The organism is Streptomyces kunmingensis, from assembly GCF_039533535.1.
Taxonomy (GTDB): domain Bacteria; phylum Actinomycetota; class Actinomycetes; order Streptomycetales; family Streptomycetaceae; genus Streptomyces; species Streptomyces kunmingensis.
In genome coordinates this window covers 84,493-98,735 of record NZ_BAAATS010000005.1, presented here as the reverse complement: position 1 = coordinate 98,735, position 14,243 = coordinate 84,493, and the positions used below count along the sequence as shown (strand labels likewise).

The window sequence follows — 14,243 nt, the reverse complement described above, 5'->3', positions numbered from 1 at the left end:
GGCGCGCCGCACCGCACTGCGGCGCGCCGGCGGGGAACGGGATCAGAGCTGCTCGCGCAGGTCCGTGGGAACGGCGTCGAACATCTCGTGCGTGCGGCCGATCTTGTCGATGCGCAGCGTGGCCGTCGCGCCGTGCGCCGCCAGCCCTTCGAAGGCGGAGATCCGCTCGACCGCGGGGGCCAGCGCCGCCGTGCCCTCCTTCGCGGCCCGCTGGTAGGTCAGCGGCTTGAGGAAGCGGGAGACGGAGAGCCCCGCGTTGTAGCGGGCGGTCTTGCCGGTCGGCAGCACGTGGTTGGTGCCGGCGATGCCCTTGTCGGAGTAGGCGACGGTGGACCAGGGGCCGATGAAGAGGGAGCCGTAGCAGGTGAGGTTGGTCAGGTAGTAGTCGTCGTCCTCGGTGTGGATCTCCAGGTGCTCCGGGCCCAGCACGTCGGCGACGGCGACGGCGTCGGCCCGGTCGCCCACGACGATGACGGAGCCGAAGTCGCGCCAGGCCGGACCGGCGATGTCCCGGGTGGCCAGGGTCGAGAGCTGGCGCTCGATCTCCGTGACGACGGCGCGCCCCAGCTTCTCGGACGTGGTGATCAGCGCGGCGGGGGAGTTGGGGCCGTGCTCGGCCTGGCCGAGCAGGTCCGCCGCGACCCACACCGGGTCCGCGCTGTCGTCGGCGATGACCGCGACCTCGGAGGGGCCGGCCAGCAGGTCGATGCCGACCTGGCCGAACAGCTGCCGCTTGGCCTCGGTGACGAAGGCGTTCCCGGCGCCGACGAGCATGTCGACCGGGGCCTCGCCGAGCAGGCCGAAGGCCATCGCGCCGAGCGCCTGGACGCCGCCGAGGGCGAAGACGCGGTCGGCGCGGGAGAGGTAGGCGCCGTACAGCACGGCGGGGTGGGCGCCGTGCTCGCCCGACGGGGGAGTGCAGGCCAGGACGGTGGGGACGCCCGCCGTCTTGGCGACGTTCACGGTCATGAAGGCGCTGGCGAGCAGCGGGAAGCGGCCGGCCGGCAGGTAGGCGCCGACGCGGGAGACCGGTACGTACCGCTGGCCGCCCTTCACGCCCGGGGCGAGTTCGATCTCGAAGTCCGTCAGGTGCTCGCGCTGGGCGGCGGCGAACCGGTGGGTGCGCTCGTAGCCCATCTCCAGGGCGGTGCGGACGTCCGGGGGCAGCGCGTCCCCGGACTTCTTGAGCTCGGCGGCGCCGATCTCCAGGTCGCCGGACCAGCCGTCCAGCTCCTTGGCGTAGGCGCGTACCGCGTCCATGCCCTTGTGCTCGATCTCCTTGAGCATCTGCGACACCCGCTCGACCACCTTGGGGTCGCGCTGGGCGGGAGGGCCGTCGACGGACGGCTTCTTGAGCCACTGAAGAGGGGGGAGGGCCTGGGCTTCGTCGTGCGTGATCTGCATGGCGAGGACGCTAGAGGTCTTGCTGCCACAGGACTAGAGGGGCGGTTCCTGTCCGATCCACAGGGTTTGCCTGTGATTGAGGGCCGAGGCCGGCTCAGAGGTTGAGGCCGGCGCCGATCTCGCGGAGGGTGTCCTCGGCGATCCGGGCGAGTTCCCGGGTGGCGCGGGACAGGGGGTGTCCCCGGCGCCGGACCAGCGCGATGGTGTCGTACAGCGGCTCGTCGAACGACGCGGTGTGCAGCCCCGCGGGGAACGTCGGACCGGCGACCACCGCGCGGCTCGCGATCGTGTCGCCGACCCCCGCGGCCACCAACTTCAGCGCGGCCTCTACGTGTTCGAGCTCGATCAGCGGGTCGACGGTGACCCCGGCGAGCTGGGCGCGCTCCGCGATCTGCCGCCGCGTCGGGTCCTGCCAGCCGTAGTGGGCGTCGTACAGGACGAGAGGCGCACGCGAGAAGGCTTCGATGGTGACCGGTGCGCGGGTGCGTTCGTTGTCGGCGCTGACGTAGAACACCTCGTCGCGCAGGAGCGGGCTCACCGCGAGTCCCTCGTCGTCGATCGGCAGCACGACCAGGCCCGCCTCGATGCGTCCGGCGGCGACGGCGGCGGCCGTCTCGGCCGAGTTCTGGCCGACGAGCCGGACCCGGACGGAGGGGTAGCGGGCGTGGAAGAGCTGGACGAGGTTGGAGAGCAGGTAGTAGTCGGCGTTGCGCAGCACCCCGAAAGTGGCCGTGCCGCCGCCGAGCGAACCCAGCGAGCGCACGGCCCGGGTCCCGTGATCCGCCGCCTCCACCGACTGCTGGGCGTACGGCAGCAGTTCCTGTCCGGCCGACGTCAGGGTCAGGGTGCGGCTGCCGCGGACGAACAGTTCGGCGTCGAGCTCGGTCTCCAGGCGGCGCACCAGCTCCGAGGCCGATGCCTGGGCCATGTCCATGGCCTGCGCCGCGGCGGTGAACGATCCGCGCCGCTCCGCTTCGACGAAAGCCCTCAGCTGATTGAGCGTCATACGTGCTTGTGCCTTGTCGGTAGGTCCGGTAGGTCCGGTAGGTGGCGGGAGTACTGCGCGCACGCCCGAAGGTACAGGCTTGCCCTGTGGTTCGCGCAGGGAAGAGGGGCCTTGCCCTGGGGTAAGCGGGGTGATTGGCTCGTCCGCGCTCCCTCATGCCGTCCGTCCGAAAGGGGTCCCGTACCCGATGTCCCGCCCTCTGCCGGTCGGCCTGGTCCAGGCTGCCGCTCGCCATCATTCCGCCCCTGACCTGGACTCCTTCGCGACCGAGGTGGCCGCGCTCACCAGGACCTATCCGGGTGTCCGGCTGTTCGCGTACCCGGAGCTGCACCTGTGCGGGCACACGAGGGACGAGGACGCCGAGGAGGTCATGACCGCGGCGGCGCAGCCGCTGGGCGGGCCGCGCGGGACGGCACTGGCCGCCCTGGCACGCGACCTGGGCATCTGGCTCGTCCCCGGCAGCGTCTACGAGCAGGGCGAGGACGGGCGGATCTACAACACGGCCGTCGTGTACTCGCCGCAGGGCACGCGCGTGGCCGCGTACCGCAAGGTGTTCCCGTGGCGGCCCCACGAGACCACGGCATCGGGCACGCACTTCGTGGTCTTCGACATGGAGGACCACGGGCGGGTGGGCCTTTCGATCTGCTACGACGCCTGGTTCCCCGAGGTGACGCGGCATCTGGCGTGGCAGGGGGCCGATCTGGTCCTCAACCTGGTGCGCACGCCGACCGTCGACCGGGCGCAGGAACTGGTGCTCGCCCGCGCGAACGCGATCGTCAACCAGGTCTTCATGGCGAGCGTCAACGCGGCGCCGCCGGATGGGATCGGCCGGAGTGTGCTCGTTGATCCCGAAGGACGGGTGCTCGCCGAGGCCGGACCCGAGCCGGAGCTGGTCCTGACGGAGGTGCTCGACCTCGCCCGCGCCCGCAGCGTCCGCGCGCACGGCACCGCGGGCCTCACCCGCGTATGGGACCCGTTCACGCCGGGTCAGGCACCGCTCGAACTCCCCCTGTACGAGGGCCGGATCGACCCCGCGCGGTGGCGCGAGGGGCTGGGCGGCGCCGACCCGCGGTGACGGCGGCGCGCGGACAAGGGTTCAGGACAAGCCCTCAGGCCGTACCGCGCTTCACCAGCCGGTGCGGGACGAACAGTTCCTGTGGCGGGACGTCGTTGCCGGGGCTGTATATGCGGTCCGCGAGACATTGCAGGGACCGTTCGGCGATCTGCTGCTTGTCCGGCGCGATGGTGGTCAGGGGCGGGTGGCTGTAGCGGCCGTCCTCGATGTCGTCGAACCCGACGATCGCGAGGTCCTCGGGCACGCGCAGGCCCCGCTCGTGCGCCACATGGAGGGCGCCCAGGGCGAGTTCGTCGCTGAAGGCGAACACCGCGTCGGGGGCGACGGGCCCGTCGATCAGCTCGGCCATGGCCCGGGCGCCGTCCGCCCGGTGCAGCGCGGCGACGGGCCGCTGGGCCGCGGTGGGGTGGGGGAGCCCGGCGCGGTCGAGGGCGCGGCGGTACCCCTCGGTGCGCAGCCGGGCGGTGCCGTTGTGCAGGTGCGGCTGGAGGCCGATGGCGGCGATCCGGCGCCGCCCGAGTCCGATCAGGTGGCTGGTGGCTTCGTCGGCGGCGGCGACATTGTCGACGGCCACCCGGTCCGCGGCCTCCTGCGGGCTGCGTTCGCCGAGCAGGACGAGGGGGACGGCCGGTGCCGTCGCGGCCAGTTCGGCCGGGTCCAGCGCCCAGGGGCTGATGATGAGGCCGTCGACCACGCGCCCGCCGCTCTGGGTCAGCAGCCGGCGTTCGGCCTCCGCGTCGCCCCGGGTCTGGTCGATGATCACGGTCCAGGAGCGGCGCTGGGCCTCGTCCACCAGAAGTCCGGCGAGTTCGCCGAAGTACGGCGAGTGCAGTTCGGGGATGGCCAGGCCGATGATTCCGGTGCGGCCGGCCCGCAGGCTGCGGGCGGCGAGATTGGGTTGATAGCCGAGTTCCTCGATCGCTTCCTGGACGCGCTGCCGGGTCTCGGCGGCCACGGAGGCGGATCCGCTGACGACGTTCGACACGGTGCGCACGGAGACCCCGGCTCGGGCGGCCACATCTTTCAGACGACTGCTCACCGGCCCATCCTTTCATGCGACGCCCTTCACAAAATGCCCGCGCCAAAGGGTATTGCAACGTTGCATTCAACGATGCAATGTAGGGGCGGAAGCTCTGCTTGCAAGGAGGCAAGGATGACTGTGTCCGCATTTCCCGGTGTATGCCCCGCTGACCTGGACGTCGACGTGACGCAGGAGGTGGCGCACCTCTACACCGACGGCATCACCGCGCGGAAGGGGGCCTTCACCAAGGAGTGGTCCGACCGGCTGCGCGAGGACATCGAGGCCGCTTTCGAGGAGGCGCGCTCCCGCCCGGACGGCGCGGTGGGCCGCGGCCCGAACCGCTACTACGTGGAGATCCACCCCGAGCAACTGCGCGGCTTCGTCGACCTCGTGGACCACCCGTGGGTCCGGTCCGTGGCCACCGCGGTCCTCGGCCCCGACTACCGCATCGTCGAACTCGGCTTCGACGTACCGCTCAAGGGCGCGGTGAACCAGCCCTGGCACCGCGACTTCCCCCTCCCCGACGAGACGCGCGCCGAGCGCCGCCTGACCTCGCTGGCCTTCAACGTCACCGCGGTCGACACCGCCGAGGACATGGGCCCCTTCGAGATCGCGCCCGGCACCCAGTGGGACGACGAACCCGACTTCGAGCACGGGATGTTCCCGCCCCGCGAGCGCTTCGGCCGCTACGCGGAGCGCGCGGTGCGCAAGTACCCGCAGCGCGGCGACATCTCGGCCCGCACCGCCCTGACCATCCACCGCGGCACGAAGAACGAGTCGGCCAAGGCGCGGCCCGTCCTGGTGCTGGGCCTCGACGGCCCCGAGGCGAACAACGGCGACCGCCACGACACCGCCGTCACCCGCGCGTTCTGGGAGGCGCTGCCCGAGCGGGTCCGGCGCCACCTGGTCTGCCCGGTCGTCGACACGCTGACGCCCCTCACGCAGAAGCACACCATCGAGGGTCTGGTCATGGGCGATGCCTGAGACGTCACTGCTGACCGAACACCCGCCGGGCCGTTCGCCGGGCACGGGGCGCCCGCCGCTCCTCGTCTACGCCGTCGCCGCCGTCTCGGCCCTCGGCGGCCTGCTCTTCGGCTACGACACCGGCATCATCTCCGGCGCCCTGCTCCACCTGCGCGACGACCTCGACCTCTCCTCCCGCGAGCAGGAGATCGTCGTCAGCGTCATCCTGCTCGGCGCGATGGCCGGCGCCCTGATCTCGGGGCGCACCGCGGTACGGCACGGCCGCCGCAAGGTGGTGGCGGCGGTCGCGGTGATCTTCGCCGTCGGCGCGGTGGCGGCCGCGGTCGCCCCCGACGTGTCGACGCTGATCGCCGCCCGCTTCGTACTCGGCCTCGCGGTGGGCGGCGCCTCGAACATGGTGCCCGTCTACATCGCGGAACTGGCGCCCGCCGCCATCCGCGGCCGGCTCATGGTGCTCTTCCAGCTGATGGTCGCCATCGGACAGCTCATCGCCTACCTCTGCGGCTGGGCCCTGTCCGGCAGCGGCGGCTGGCGCGTCATGTTCGCCCTCGCGGTGATCCCCGCCGCCGCTCTGGCCGTCGGCATGCTGTTCCTGCCGGAGAGCCCGCGCTGGCTCATCGAGCAGCACCGCGGCGACGACGCGCTGCGCACCTTGCGGCGGCTGCGGCCCGCCGGAGCGGACGTGGCGGCGGAGGTGGCCGAGATCACCTCCGTGACCGCCAACACCCCGTCGGGCGGCGGCAGTTGGGGTCAGCTGCGACAGCGCTGGCTGCGCCCGGCTCTCCTGATCGCCGTGGGCATCGCCGCCTTCTCCCAGCTCACCGGGATCAACGCCATCGTCTACTACGCGCCGACGATCCTCGACGACGCGGGCTTCGGCGACTCGGTCGCGCTGCTCACCGGCATCGGCATCGGCGCGATGCTCGTCGTGGCCGGAGTGGTGGGCGCCGTCGCGGTCGACAAGGCGGGACGGCGCCGCACGATGTTGTGGTTCCTGCCCGGCTCGGCGCTCGCCATGGTCGTGCTCGCGCTCGCCTTCGCCACCTCCACGGACTCCGCGGCCCAGCGCTGGACGGTGATCATCTCGCTGTTCGCGTACATCCTGTTCAACGGCGTGGGGATGCAGGCCGTCGTCTGGCTCATCGGCCCGGAGATCCTGCCGCTGAGTGTGCGCGGCCCGGGCACGAGCCTGGCCACCATGTCCCTGTGGGGCTTCGACCTCCTCATCGCCATGACCGCCCTGACGGCGATCAACGCCATCGGCCGCTCCGGCACCTTCCTGTTCTACGCGCTGATGAACGTCGCCTGCATCGTCTTCGTCGTCCTCAAGGTCCCGGAGACGAAGGGCCGAAGCCTGGAGAGCATCGAGCGGGCGCTGCACAGCCCGCTCCCCTTCCGCCGGGCCCTGGGCGACGGGCCTGCCGAAAGAAACCCGGAACAGCAGACATAGATTGCCTGCGGCCCGCGCGTCCTTGTGGGCGATAGGGAACGGGAGGGCCCATGGACCCGCAGGACCACGAGAGATTCCGGGACTTCGTCGATGCCCGCTGGAGCGCCCTGCTGCGCCTGGCGAACCTGCTCACCGGCGGCGATCTGCACGAGGCCGAGGACCTCGTGCAGATCGCTCTGTTGAAGGCGCTGGGCCGCTGGCGGCACATCGAGGATCCGGAGGGCTACGTCCGCAAGGTGATGTACCGGCACCAGATCAGCCGCTGGCGACTGCGCCGGCCGCACCGCGAGCCGACGTTCGCCACCCCGCCGGAACGCTCCGGCCTCGCCGACGGCACGTCCGACGCAGACCTGCGCATCGCGGTGGGCCAGGCGCTCGCCCGACTGACGCCGCGCCAGCGCACCGTACTGGTGCTGCGCTACTTCGAGGACCTCTCCGAGACGGAGGTCGCGGGCGTGCTCGGCTGCTCCGTCGGCACCGTACGCAGCACCACCCATCGCTCACTGGCCCGGCTGCGCGGCCTCGCACCGGAGTTGGGCGACCCGGCCCGGAACGCATCGACCGCCCTGAGCACCAAAGCGCTGAAGGGGGCCCGCACATGAACGCCGATCAGCTGGACAACGCGATCAGGGACGTCCTGCACGACTGGACCCCCGACGAGGCGGCCGCGCCCGCGGGCCTCGCCGATCGCCTCGTGCGCCGCCGCCGCAGGCGCAACCGGGTCCGGGTGGCGGGCGCCGCTCTGGGCCTGGCCGGAATCACCTTCGGCGCCGTCCTCGTCACCGGCGGGAACGGCGACGGGACACCGCCGCCGGCCGCGCGGACGAGCACGCAGAGCAGACTGCTCTGGCAGACCACGCTGCCCGCCGGGTCCTGGGACGCCTGCACCGCGCAGGCCGGTGCCGTGTACTGCCGGGGCCCGGAGTACGACGGCATCGGTGTGGACGCCGGCACCGGAAAGGCCGCATGGCAGCGGAAGGCGAAGAGCGCCGACGACGGAGGCTCACCGGCCGGATCGATGCCGGGAGTCCGGGACGGGATCCTGTACACGTACGCCGATCACTCGCCGGGCACGCCCCGGGCCGGCACCGACCTGGTCGCCCTCGACGTCGACAGCAGGCGGACGCTGTGGAAGCACGAGCTGGCCGACGACAGCCGCGGCCGGACCTCCGCCGTGCTGTTCGACGGCGGGGTGCTCGCCAACACCCCGACGTTCAAGAGCGTGGCCGCGCTCGACTCCAGGACGGGCCGGACGCTGTGGACGTACACGTGGAAGAAGGCCGACTGCGACCGGGCCGTGATCGGCGGCGTCCCCTATCTGACGTGCTCGCCGGACAGTGAGAAGGCACCGCAGAAGAGCACAGTCGTCCGGCTCGACCCGGCGACGGGGGAGGCGCGGACCGTCGCGACCGTCAAGGGCATGACCACGTACATCGGTACGGACGGGGACTCCGTGCTGCTGGGCGGCATGGCCGGCGGGCAGGAGTTCTTCGGCGACCCCGGGCCCGCCACGCTCACCCGCGTCGACACCCGCACCGGTTCGACGACGCAGCACCGGGTCGACGGGCTGCCCTCGGGTGTGGTTGAGGACGGGCGCATCCTGACCGTCGACGGGAAGGGCAACGCCGTCGCGTATTCGGCCGGCACCGGCAAGCGCCTGTGGTCGCGCGACGCCGGGCTGACGCTGCGCGAGGAGCGGGGCGACCCCAGGATGCGGGAGCTGCCCTCCGCGGCCGCGGTGGATCTCGGGAGCCGCGTCGCGTACTACCTCGCTCCGTCGGGGCAACTGGTGGGCGTCGATCTGGACGGCGGCACGGTGCGCTGGCGCGGCCGGGTGGAGTTGCCGAAGAGCCCGGTGCAGGGTGGGATCGCCCCCGAGCTGATGAGCTTCGAGCACGGTCTCATCGGGCAGGTCGGCGGCACGCTCTTCAGGATCGAGCCCCGACTGTCGTAGGCGAGTTCGGGGCGCGGACGCTCCCCGACGCCGCGTCGGCCCCGGTCGTTCACACGCCGGGGTCGGGCTCGGCGGGGCCCGGCCGCAGGGCCCGCGCGGCTTCGAGCTGGGCCGCGAACGACAGGCCGAGGAACAGGGCTATGGAAGTGAGGTAGGCCCATAGGAGCAGGGACATGAAGGCGCTGAGCGGTCCGTAGACGGTGTCGAAGGACCCGCTCAGCGACAGGTACAGGCTCAGACCCCAGGTCAGCAGCGACCACAGCACCAGATACACGGCCGCGCCGAACGCCAGCCAGGTGTAGCCGGGTTGCCGGCGGCGCGGCGAACGCCGGAAGACGGCGCTGGCCGAGAACAGTGCCAGCGCCAGGCCGAGGGGCCAGCGCAGGGCGGACCAGGCGGTGTCGGCGCCGTCGCCGAGATCGTAGACGGACACGGCCGCCGCTCCCAGATCGCCGCCGGCCACCATCATGATGAAGCCGAGGCCGAGCGGCAGGCCGGCGCTGACCGCCATGACGAGTCCGCGCGCGTACTTCCTGAGGAAGGGGCGGTCGCGCTCGTTGCCGTAGATGCGGTTGGCGCCGCGCTCGACCTGGCACATGGCCGTGGTGATGTTGGACAGCGAGAACGCCAGCGCGAACCAGAGGGCGACCTGCGTGCCCCCGCCCGCGGTGCGGCGGCTCCTGGCGAGAGCGTCGTCGACGACCGCGGCGCTCGGCCCCTGGGCGATGCGGTGGATGGTCACCTCCGCGAACCGTCCGACGCTCTCGGTGTGCAGCGTCGTCGACAGACCGACGAAGACGATGGCGAGCGGGATCAGCGCCAGCACCGTCTGCAGCGCCAGGGCGCGGGCATGGCTGAACCCGTCCGCGTAACGGAAGCGGACGAAGGCGTCCCGCAGCAGCCGCAGGCCCCCGTAGCGGCGCAGTGCCTCGTACGCCTCGTCGCCGGAGAGTTCATCGCCCCGCATGTCGCGGGTCTCGGGGACCTTGGTCGCCGTGCCCATCGCTGCCCCCTCGGTCGGTCACGCACCCGCGTGTGTTCCGCGCACACCTCTGCCCCCGAACGCGGCATGCAATCGGGGGCAGAGGTGTGCGCGAAGCTGCGGCCTACCGGTAGCCGGCGCCGTCCCGCGGGTCGTCGTGGCCGAGCCGGTCGTCCTCGGGGAGCAGGGGCCGGGTGTCGTCCTCGCGGCGCCTCTCGCGCTCCGGCTCCTGGCGCTCGCGCTCCGGCTCCTGGCGCTCGCGCTCCGGCTCCTGGCGCTCGCGCTCCGGCTCCTGGCGGGCCCGCTCCTCCTGCGGGTCGAACGGGTCGAAGGTGGGGTCCTGATAGTTGCTGCGGTCAGCCATGACGACTCCTCTGGTTGGTCCGGGTCCGACAGGACCCACCGTGAGCCGACCTGTTGGGGAGCGCATGTCGGGGGAGCGGTGACCACCCGACTGGGCGCACGCGTCGTCGTCAGCCCGCCCCGGGGTCCCGCAGCCCCCGCAGGAGGAGGTCGATCAGGCGGCGCGGGTCGTAACGGGGGTCGTTGTCGCGCCCGATGCAGAGGTTCCCGATACCGCGCATGAGCTCGTAGGGCTGGGTGCCGGGGCGGATGGCCCCGGAGTCGACCGCGGCGTCGAGCAGTTCGGCGCAGACCGGCATCAGGCGGTCGAGGAAGTAGGTGTGCAGCGCGGCGAAGCGGTCGCTGTCGGACTGCAGGGCGTCGGCGAGCCCGTGCTTGGTGACCAGGAAGTCGACGAAGAGGTCGATCCACTCGCGCAGCGCGTCGTACGCCGAGTCGTGGCCGGCCAGCAGCGCGGGACCGGCTTCGGCGCAGGCCTCGATCTGATGGCGGTAGACGGCCGTGACGAGGTCCGCCCGGGTCGGGAAGTGGCGGTAGATCGTGCCCATGCCGACGCCCGCCCGGGCCGCGATCTGGCGGATCGGAGCGTCGACGCCGGCCGCCACGAACGCCTCCGCGGCGGCCGTGAGCACCGTCTGCCGGTTGCGCTGGGCGTCGACCCGCTTGCTGCGGGGCGCGGCCGGATCCCCGGCGGGGCTGTCGCTGGTCATGACGCGTCCTTCCCACTCCGCTTGACAAAGCGGAGCAGTGTTCCGGATATTAGTGGAGCAGTGCTCCGCTTCAGGTTAGCCGAAACGGACGCTCCTGATCGCCCTGCCCTGCCCACCGGTCCGACGCGACCCGTGGGCGGAAGGGCCCGCAGAAGGGGAACCACGCATCGTGAACGCTTCCACCACCACCGACACCGCTACGCCCACCCCGGTGCTGTCCTTCAGCCCGGTGGTGCTGCCCGTACCCGGGCGCCCCGTCGACCTCCAGGTACGGGTCACCGCCCCCGCGACCGGCACCGGCCTTCCCGTCCTCCTCCTCTCCCACGGTCACGGCCCCTCCCATCACCTCTCCTCTCTGCACGGGTACGCGCCGCTGGCCGATGTCTGGGCCGCCCGCGGATTCGTGGTCGTCCAGCCCACCCACCTCACCTCCAGGACGCTGAGCCATCTGGTCGCCGACGTCCCGGGCGCGCCCTACTTCTGGCGCTCCCGGGCCGAGGACATGACGCACCTCCTCGACCGGTTCGACGAGATCGAGAGCGCCGTGCCGCAGCTCGCCGGGCGGGTCGACCGGGCCGCGGTCGCCGTTGCCGGACACTCGCTCGGCGGCTTCACCGCGAGTCTTCTGCTCGGCGCCGGGCTCACCGACCCCGACAGCGGCGAGGTCGTGCGCCTCCACGAACCCCGTATCAAGGCGGGCGTGCTGCTGGCCGCGCCCGGCAGGGGAGACGTGCTCAACGGCCCCATGGCCGAGCAGCTGTCGATCTTCCGGTCCCTGGACTTCTCCACGATGACCACACCCGCGCTGGTGGTGGCCGGCGACAAGGACGACTCCCGGCACTTCACGGACATGGGGCCGGACTGGCACGCCGACCCGTACACCCTCGCTCCCGCGCCCAAGTCCCTGCTCACCCTCTTCGACGCGGAGCACGGACTCGGCGGGATCGCCGGGTACGACGCCGCCGAGACCACGGACGAGAACCCCGAACGGGTCGCCGCCCTCGCCCGGCTCACCGCGGCGTACCTCCGTACGCAGCTCCGCCCCGGTGACGACGCCTGGCAGAGCGCGTGCGAGGCGCTGGCGGCCGGGCCCGGCCCGGTGGGACGGGTCGAGACCAAGTAGGTCCTTCGCGGGCCCGGCCCGGCACCGCCGGAACAGAAGCCGACCGAGGCGCCCGGCGTGACCGGCGGCCGGGCCACGCGTGCCGCGACAGCGCTCTTGCACGGTGCGAGGCTGGGTACCCGCGCCGCGGACCACGGGCGCAGCCGCACGCGTGGGCCGGAACTCGCAGGTCGAGCGTTCAGGAAGGCGGTCCCTCCATGCCCGTCCCGCGTCGCCGTCCCGCGTCGCTGTCCCGCGTCGCCGTCCCGCGTCGCCCGCTGGGCGACGACCGCGGGCGCCGCCGCCCTCACCGTGACCGCCACGGCCGCGGCCGGCCGCGCGGTTGCGCATGCTCCGCCGCTTCTGACACCTCCCCTCAGCTCCCACCAGGTCCGGCCAGCAGGAGGCAGCCCCCCGTGAGCACCACGCCCTTCCCGCCGCACGCCTTGCACGACTACGCGCTGCTCGCCGACGGGGAGCGTGGCGCGCTGATCGGACCCGACGGCGCCCTGAACTGGCTGTGCGCCCCCACCTGGCACGACGACGCCGTCTTCGCCTCCCTCATCGGCGGCGCAGGCGTCTACGCCGTGACACCGCACGGCCGCTGGGTGCCAGGTGGCTACTACGAGGAGGGCACCCTGATCTGGCGCAGCCGCTGGATCACCACCGACGGCGTCATCGAGTGCCGCGACGCCCTGGCCTTCCCCGGCGACACACACCGACTGGTCCTGCTCCGGCAGGTGTACGCCGTCGAGGGCACCGCCCACCTCCGCGTCGTCCTCGACCCGCGCGCCGACTACGGCCGCGCCCCGCTCGCCTCCACGCACCGCGACGAGCAGGGCGTCTGGCACCTGAGCACCGGCCGTCACCGGCTGCGCTGGCAGGGCGCCCCGGCGGCGACCGCCGGCGCCGAGGGTCTGACCGCCGACCTCGTGCTGCGGCCCGGCGAACGGCGCGACCTGGTCCTGGAGTGCTCCGACGCCCCGCTGCCCGCCACCCTGCCGGAAGCCGGGCGGACCTGGGCCGCGACCGAGGAGGCCTGGCGGACATCCGTGCCCGAGCTGAGCGACACCATCGCCACCCCGGACGCCCGGCGCTCCTACGCCGTGCTGCGCGGCCTGACCACCCGCGACGGCGGCATGGTCGCCGCGGCCACCACGAGCCTGCCCGAACGCGCGGAGGCCGGCCGCAACTACGACTACCGCTACGTCTGGATCCGTGACCAGAGCTACGCCGGACAGGCCGCTGCCGCCGCCGGTACGCACGACCTGCTCGACGCCGCGGTGCGCTTCACCGGCGCACGGCTGCTCGCCGACGGCCCGCACCTCGCCCCCGCCTACACGGTCCACGGCGACCCCGTCGCCGGCCAGCAGGAACTCGATCTGCCCGGTTACCCCGGCGGCCAGAGCCGTATCGGCAACCACGTGCGCAAGCAGTTCCAGCTGGACTGCTTCGGCGAGGCGCTGCTGCTCTTTGCCGCCGCCCAGCGCCACGACCGGCTGGACGCCGACGGCTGGAAGGCCGCCGACATCGCGGTGCGGGCCGTCGCCGACCGCTGGTGGGAACCCGACGCGGGCATCTGGGAACTCGACGACCGGCAGTGGACCCAGAGCCGGCTCGCCTGCGTCGCCGGACTGCGCGCCCTGGCCCGCGCCGCGCCCCGCCACCCGCTCGCCGACACCTGCACAGGGCTCGCCGACACGATCCTCGCCGCCACCGCGGAGACGAGCGTGCACGCCGATGGCCACTGGCAGCGCGCGCCCGACGACCCCGCCATCGACGCCGCCCTGCTGCTGCCCGCCGTCCGCGGCGCCCTGCCCGCCGACGACCCCCGCACCCGCGCCACACTCGCCGCCTGCCGCGAGCAGCTGGCCCAGAACCACTTCATCTACCGGTTCCGCCACGACGACCGGCCGCTGGAGGACGCCGAAGGCGTGTTCCTTCTGTGCGGGTTCGTCATGGCGCTCGCCGAGCACCGCCAGGGCAACGCGGTCGACGCGCACCGCTGGTTCGAACGCAACCGGGGAGCCTGCGGCGCGTCGGGGCTCTACGCGGAGGAGTTCGACGTCGCCCAGCGCCAGTTGCGCGGCAACCTCCCGCAGGCCTTCGTGCACGCCCTGCTGCTGGAGACCGCCGCCACCCTCGCCGAGGAACCCCGGACCGACGGCGTACACCGCCGAGCAAGGAGCTGA

13 protein-coding genes are annotated in these 14,243 nt (G+C 72.7%); 7 read left to right on the top strand and 6 right to left on the bottom strand.

Annotated features, from left to right (window positions below):
* Positions 1–42: 42 nt before the first annotated feature.
* Positions 43–1,404, bottom strand: a complete 1,362-nt coding sequence (gene hisD, locus ABD366_RS05660) for a histidinol dehydrogenase (RefSeq protein WP_324766972.1) — start codon at positions 1,402–1,404, stop codon at positions 43–45.
* Positions 1,405–1,498: 94 nt separating this feature from the next.
* A complete protein-coding gene (locus ABD366_RS05655; protein WP_324766974.1) occupies positions 1,499–2,410 on the bottom strand; it encodes a LysR family transcriptional regulator in 912 nt (303 codons plus the stop codon).
* Positions 2,411–2,597: 187 nt separating this feature from the next.
* On the opposite strand from ABD366_RS05655, the gene ABD366_RS05650 reads away from it, so the two are divergent.
* A complete protein-coding gene (locus ABD366_RS05650; protein ID WP_324766976.1) occupies positions 2,598–3,485 on the top strand; it encodes a carbon-nitrogen hydrolase family protein in 888 nt (295 codons plus the stop codon).
* A gap of 34 nt (positions 3,486–3,519) precedes the next feature.
* Here ABD366_RS05650 and ABD366_RS05645 read toward each other — a convergent pair whose 3' ends face one another.
* Complete coding sequence (locus ABD366_RS05645) at positions 3,520–4,524, bottom strand: LacI family DNA-binding transcriptional regulator (RefSeq protein WP_324766978.1); 1,005 nt, start codon at positions 4,522–4,524, stop codon at positions 3,520–3,522.
* A 114-nt stretch (positions 4,525–4,638) separates the two neighbouring features.
* Here ABD366_RS05645 and ABD366_RS05640 point away from each other — a divergent pair, with 114 nt between their 5' ends.
* From ABD366_RS05640 to ABD366_RS05625, 4 genes are read left to right on the top strand one after another with little or no spacing between them, the layout of a single operon-like run.
* On the top strand, positions 4,639–5,490 hold the full coding sequence (locus tag ABD366_RS05640; RefSeq protein WP_324766979.1) for a phytanoyl-CoA dioxygenase family protein: 852 nt from the start codon (positions 4,639–4,641) through the stop codon (positions 5,488–5,490).
* A complete protein-coding gene (locus ABD366_RS05635; protein WP_324766980.1) occupies positions 5,483–6,940 on the top strand; it encodes a sugar porter family MFS transporter in 1,458 nt (485 codons plus the stop codon). The genes ABD366_RS05640 and ABD366_RS05635 overlap by 8 nt, the downstream gene beginning before the upstream one ends.
* Positions 6,941–6,990: 50 nt before the next feature.
* Complete coding sequence (locus tag ABD366_RS05630) at positions 6,991–7,542, top strand: SigE family RNA polymerase sigma factor (RefSeq protein WP_324766981.1); 552 nt, start codon at positions 6,991–6,993, stop codon at positions 7,540–7,542.
* Entirely contained in the window at positions 7,539–8,894 is a 1,356-nt protein-coding gene (locus ABD366_RS05625; RefSeq protein WP_324766982.1) for an outer membrane protein assembly factor BamB family protein, read from the top strand. The genes ABD366_RS05630 and ABD366_RS05625 overlap by 4 nt, the downstream gene beginning before the upstream one ends.
* A 49-nt stretch (positions 8,895–8,943) precedes the next feature.
* Here ABD366_RS05625 and ABD366_RS05620 read toward each other — a convergent pair whose 3' ends face one another.
* From ABD366_RS05620 to ABD366_RS05610, 3 genes are all read right to left on the bottom strand, one after another.
* Entirely contained in the window at positions 8,944–9,897 is a 954-nt protein-coding gene (locus tag ABD366_RS05620; RefSeq protein ID WP_324766983.1) for a YihY/virulence factor BrkB family protein, read from the bottom strand.
* Positions 9,898–10,000: 103 nt separating this feature from the next.
* On the bottom strand, positions 10,001–10,240 hold the full coding sequence (locus ABD366_RS05615; protein ID WP_324766984.1) for a hypothetical protein: 240 nt from the start codon (positions 10,238–10,240) through the stop codon (positions 10,001–10,003).
* 109 nt (positions 10,241–10,349) lie between these two features.
* On the bottom strand, positions 10,350–10,949 hold the full coding sequence (locus ABD366_RS05610; protein ID WP_324766985.1) for a TetR/AcrR family transcriptional regulator: 600 nt from the start codon (positions 10,947–10,949) through the stop codon (positions 10,350–10,352).
* 169 nt (positions 10,950–11,118) lie between these two features.
* Between ABD366_RS05610 and ABD366_RS05605 the strand changes: the two genes are divergently transcribed.
* Both ABD366_RS05605 and ABD366_RS05600 read left to right on the top strand, forming a co-directional pair.
* Complete coding sequence (locus tag ABD366_RS05605) at positions 11,119–12,072, top strand: alpha/beta hydrolase family protein (protein WP_324766986.1); 954 nt, start codon at positions 11,119–11,121, stop codon at positions 12,070–12,072.
* 395 nt (positions 12,073–12,467) lie between these two features.
* A complete protein-coding gene (locus tag ABD366_RS05600; protein ID WP_324770043.1) occupies positions 12,468–14,243 on the top strand; it encodes a glycoside hydrolase family 15 protein in 1,776 nt (591 codons plus the stop codon).

Excerpts from the sequence above, each read along its gene's own strand:
- hisD (WP_324766972.1), bottom strand. The coding sequence starts at position 1,404 with ATGCAGATCACGCACGACGAAGCCCAGGCCCTCCCCCCTCTTCAGTGG.
- ABD366_RS05655 (WP_324766974.1), bottom strand. The coding sequence starts at position 2,410 with ATGACGCTCAATCAGCTGAGGGCTTTCGTCGAAGCGGAGCGGCGCGGA.
- ABD366_RS05650 (WP_324766976.1), top strand. The coding sequence starts at position 2,598 with ATGTCCCGCCCTCTGCCGGTCGGCCTGGTCCAGGCTGCCGCTCGCCAT.
- ABD366_RS05640 (WP_324766979.1), top strand. The coding sequence starts at position 4,639 with ATGACTGTGTCCGCATTTCCCGGTGTATGCCCCGCTGACCTGGACGTC.
- ABD366_RS05635 (WP_324766980.1), top strand. The coding sequence starts at position 5,483 with ATGCCTGAGACGTCACTGCTGACCGAACACCCGCCGGGCCGTTCGCCG.
- ABD366_RS05630 (WP_324766981.1), top strand. The coding sequence starts at position 6,991 with ATGGACCCGCAGGACCACGAGAGATTCCGGGACTTCGTCGATGCCCGC.
- ABD366_RS05625 (WP_324766982.1), top strand. The coding sequence starts at position 7,539 with ATGAACGCCGATCAGCTGGACAACGCGATCAGGGACGTCCTGCACGAC.
- ABD366_RS05620 (WP_324766983.1), bottom strand. The coding sequence starts at position 9,897 with ATGGGCACGGCGACCAAGGTCCCCGAGACCCGCGACATGCGGGGCGAT.
- ABD366_RS05615 (WP_324766984.1), bottom strand. The coding sequence starts at position 10,240 with ATGGCTGACCGCAGCAACTATCAGGACCCCACCTTCGACCCGTTCGAC.
- ABD366_RS05610 (WP_324766985.1), bottom strand. The coding sequence starts at position 10,949 with ATGACCAGCGACAGCCCCGCCGGGGATCCGGCCGCGCCCCGCAGCAAG.